At 71.5% G+C, this 3,264-nt stretch carries 5 protein-coding genes; 3 read left to right on the forward strand and 2 right to left on the reverse strand.

What is annotated here, in order from left to right:
* Window positions 1-404: MFS transporter (locus O3Q52_RS51015; RefSeq protein WP_269655230.1), on the reverse strand; the 404-nt coding region annotated here is incomplete at its 3' end.
* On the reverse strand, window positions 401-1,033 hold the full coding sequence (locus tag O3Q52_RS51020) for a TetR/AcrR family transcriptional regulator (protein ID WP_269655231.1): 633 nt from the start codon (window positions 1,031-1,033) through the stop codon (window positions 401-403). The genes O3Q52_RS51015 and O3Q52_RS51020, both read right to left, overlap by 4 nt.
* Before the next feature lie 159 nt (window positions 1,034-1,192).
* Here O3Q52_RS51020 and O3Q52_RS51025 point away from each other — a divergent pair, with 159 nt between their 5' ends.
* The 3 genes from O3Q52_RS51025 (at window position 1,193) to O3Q52_RS51035 (ending at window position 3,187) form a co-directional block, all read left to right on the forward strand.
* Window positions 1,193-1,573 (forward strand): hypothetical protein, encoded by a 381-nt coding sequence (locus O3Q52_RS51025; RefSeq protein WP_269655232.1) that lies wholly within the window; start codon window positions 1,193-1,195, stop codon window positions 1,571-1,573.
* Between the two features lie 89 nt (window positions 1,574-1,662).
* Window positions 1,663-2,319: a DUF3105 domain-containing protein gene (locus tag O3Q52_RS51030; RefSeq protein WP_269655233.1), complete on the forward strand. Its 657-nt coding sequence runs from the start codon at window positions 1,663-1,665 to the stop codon at window positions 2,317-2,319.
* Between the two features lie 133 nt (window positions 2,320-2,452).
* A complete protein-coding gene (locus O3Q52_RS51035) occupies window positions 2,453-3,187 on the forward strand; it encodes an ankyrin repeat domain-containing protein (protein WP_269655234.1) in 735 nt (244 codons plus the stop codon).
* The last annotated feature ends 77 nt before the right edge of the window (window positions 3,188-3,264 follow it).

The raw sequence follows: 3,264 nt of genomic DNA on the forward strand, positions 1-3,264 counted from the left end.
ACCGGCATCCCGAGGCGGTCGGGCGGATACGCGGCGCGCAGCATTCCCAGGGTCGCCGGTTGCAGCAGCGCGCCGAAAACCCCCTGCACGACGCGCAGTCCGATGACCCAGCCCACGCCGGGCGCCAGGCCGATCGCCGCCGAGGTGACGGCGAAGCCCAGCATTCCGAGGGCGAAGACCCGTCGGTGTCCGTACCGGTCACCGAGGCGTCCGGAGAAGACGAGCAGGCTCGCGACGGCGATGAGGTAGCCGGTGCTCGTCCACTGCATCTGGACGAACGAGGCGTCGAGGTCGCGCCGCAGGCTGGGCTGTGCGACGGTCAGCGCGGTCCCGTCGAGTGCGACGAGCGCGGCCCCCGTGATGCCGGCGGTGAGCGTGAGGCGCTGGTCGCGCGCCGAGTTCACCGGGCCTCCGGTCCGAGGTGGGCGTCCAGCGCGGCCCGTACGAGGGGTTCGACGCCGTCGGCCCCTGTCGCAAGCTGGAGGCTGCCCCAGCCCCACAGTTGCGCGATGCCGTGCAGGTTGGCCCAGAGGGCGCCCGCCACGTCCGGTGCCCGCACATCGGGGCGTGCCCGACTCACCAGGTCTACAAGGGAGTTGAACAGCGGCAGGCTGGTCTCGCGCAGGCCCAGGCTGTTGCTCTCCAGCAGGTCGTGACGGAACATCAGCTCGTACATACCGCGGTGGGACAGCGCGAAGTCGACGTAGATCCGGGCCAGCGCCGCGAGTTGGACACGCGGGCCCTCCTCGACGCCGCCCGGCTCCTTGCCGCCTGCCGGTTCTCCACCGCCTGTCGGCTCCTTGCCGCCCCGCAGCTCCTCGGCGACCTCGGCCCCCAGTTCGGCGAAGCCCTCTCGCGCGATGGCGGAGAGCAGTTCGAGGTGGGTCGGGAAGTAGCGGCGCGGGGCGCCGTGCGAGACACCCGCCCTGCGGGCGATCTCCCGCAGGGACAGTGCCTGCACCCCCTCCTGAGTCACCAGGTCCACGCCCACGGCCACCAAACGGGCTCGAAGTCCCGACTCCTGTTCGGTCATAGACACTGTCTACCAGCCGTGAGTAGACAGTGTCTACTCACGGCTGGAGGTGCGTTCCCCGCCGAGCGGAGGTGCGTTCCCCGCCGAGCGGAGGTGCGTACCCAGCCGATCTACGGGGTTCGCGAACCGCCGTCGCGCGCACCGCATACCATCACCGTGATGAGCAGCAGGACGCACCGGCGACCGCACCGCGTGACGCGGGACGCGGTGCTGTGCCCTGCCCTCGCCGTGCTGCTCGCGGCGTTGGTGATGTGTCTGGGGTACGTGCCCTCGCACGGCCGGGCGGCTCCGGTCGCCGATCCCGTCGTCACCGTCTCCGTCGCCCAGGAGCGGCTGGGCTCCCCCGCCGAGCACGACCGGTGCTGCGGCCTGCCCACCCGGGAGGCGCGGGCCGTACTGCCCGTCGCGGTGCACCCCCTGCCCGCGGTGCTGCCGCGCATGTCGGTCGTGGCGCGCCCGGTCGCGGCCTCGCACGTCCCCGTTCTGCCGCCCGCGCGCGGCGCTCCCGATCTCCATGTCCTCCAGGTGCAGCGGATCTAGACCGACGTCCAGACCGGAGACGTCCGTCCGACCCCTCACCCACCGCCGCCCGAAGGAACCGGTGCGGCGGGGACAAGGAACGCATTCCCATGAGCAAGACCAGCAAGAAGTCGGCCGCCGCGGCGCGCAAGGCGCGCGTCGAGGAGCTGCGGCGGGCGGAGAAGGCCCGCGACCGCAGAAACCGTATCCTCACGATCACGGTCAGCACGGTCATCGTCGTCGGTCTTGTCGCCTTCGGCGCCTACGGCCTCAACAAGGCGAACGACAAGGACGAGCAGCAGCAAGCCGCCGCGAAGAAGCCCGTGAAGGGCGAGAAGTCCTGGAACGCGAAGAAGCTGACGCAGAACCATGTCGCGAAGGCCGTGTCGTACCCGATGCACCCGCCGGTCGGCGGCGACCACAACCAGGCGTGGATGACCTGTGACGGCTCGGTCTACACGAAGGCGATAGCAAAAGAGAACGCGGTGCACTCGCTGGAGCACGGCGCGGTCTGGGTGACGTACAACGACAAGGCCGCGGACGGCGACGTGAAGTCTCTCGCCGACAAGGTCGCCAAGACCCCGTACACGCTGATGAGTCCGGTGAAGGACCAGGCCGGGGCCATCATGCTGTCGGCCTGGGGCAAGCAGCTGACCGTGGACAAGGCGTCCGATCCGCGGGTCCAGCAGTTCCTCACGAAGTATGTGCAGGGTGCGCAGACCCCTGAGCCGGGGGCCACATGCACGAACGGGATCGAGGCGTCCTGACGAGCCGGCGCCGGACTCTTCCGTGAGCCCGGCGCCACGCCGCATCTCCGTCTCTGGCAGGCTCACCCCAGGCGCATCGTTCCGATCCCGAGCAGGACGTCCCCCACAGGGCGTACTCAGCAGGAGGCGTGAGATGGAGACGCTCGACTCGCAGGATCCGCTCGCCGTCGCGGTGACCGAGGCGATCCGCGGCGGTGACCTGCCAACTCTCCGGCAGTGCCTCGCCGAGCACCCCGGCCTCGCCGAAACGGGGATCGTTCGGAGCGGCGCCGGAGCGGGGACGCGCAGCCTGCTGCACATCGCCGCGGACTGGCCCGGCCACTACCCGAACGGTCCCGCCGTCGTCGCCGCCCTCGTGGCGGGGGGCGCCGACCCCAACGCCCGCTTCGAGGGCGCCCATTCGGAGACCCCGCTGCACTGGGCGGCCAGCAGCAACGACGTGCCCGTACTGGACGCCCTCGTCGAGGCGCGCGCCGACATCGAGGCCACCGGTGCCGTGAGCGGCGGCGGCACACCGCTCGCCCACGCCCGCGGCTTCGGCCAGTGGCGGGCCGCGCACCGACTGGTCGAACTGGGCGCGTGCACGACGCTCATGGACGCCGCGACGCTCGGTCTGCTGGGCCGGGTGAAGGAGGCCGTCGAGAGCGCCGAACCGCCGGGCCGCGACGCCGTCACCCGTGCTTTCTGGGGCGCCTGCCACGGCGGCCAACTGGCCGCCGCCGACTATCTGTTGGCGCGGGGAGCCGATCTCGACTGGGTCGGCTACGACAACAAGACGCCCCTCGACATCGCACGGACCACCGACGCGGACGGGGTCGTCCAGTGGCTGCGGGAGCACGGCGCGAAGGGCCGCGCCGAACTGCCCTGACGATTCGGACGGGATCCAGGCGTGGCGCCCGCGCCTACGCCTGTCTCGGCCGGGCGGGCTGGTGCGCACCGCCTGCC

The organism is Streptomyces sp. ActVer (assembly GCF_027270795.1).
Lineage (GTDB): Bacteria > Actinomycetota > Actinomycetes > Streptomycetales > Streptomycetaceae > Streptomyces > Streptomyces umbrinus_A.